We start from the raw sequence: 471 nt of genomic DNA, 5'->3' as shown, positions 1-471 counted from the left end.
GTCTTCCTTTGCGCCGGTTGAGCGGTACCCGTACGAGCGGTGTACGAGCTGAACCAGTGAAACGGAGGCTTACTTTCACAGGAACCTTTGATTTCCAATCTTTACCCGAGCTTTTCCTGAGGTCCTGTGGATTGGCTCACATTTTTCACACAGCCCACCCCGCGCCGCTTCCCTTGGGGGCCCGTGTCACACTCGTCGCATGCGCGTGTATCTCGGCTCCGACCATGCGGGCTACGAACTGAAGAACCACCTCGTCGAGTGGCTCAAGGAGGCGGGGCACGAACCCGTCGACTGCGGCCCGCACCTCTACGACGCCCAGGACGACTACCCGCCGTTCTGTCTCCGCGCCGCGGAGCGGACCGCCGCGGACCCCGGCTCCCTCGGCATCGTGATCGGCGGCTCCGGCAACGGCGAGCAGATCGCCGCCAACAAGGTCGAGGGCGTACGGGCCGCCCTGGCGTGGAGCGAGCA

Annotated in this window: 1 protein-coding gene; it reads left to right on the top strand. The window is 64.8% G+C overall.

Annotated elements, in window-relative coordinates:
• Positions 1 to 199 precede the first annotated feature (199 nt).
• Positions 200 to 471 (top strand): RpiB/LacA/LacB family sugar-phosphate isomerase (locus LPA54_RS37680; RefSeq protein WP_228984930.1); only part of this gene is annotated, 272 nt, incomplete at its 3' end.

This window comes from Streptomyces sp. DH12 (assembly GCF_020873895.1).
Classification (GTDB): Bacteria; Actinomycetota; Actinomycetes; order Streptomycetales; family Streptomycetaceae; genus Streptomyces.
The sequence above is the reverse complement of the archived record's forward strand: the minus strand, read 5'-3'. Positions and strand labels throughout refer to the sequence as shown.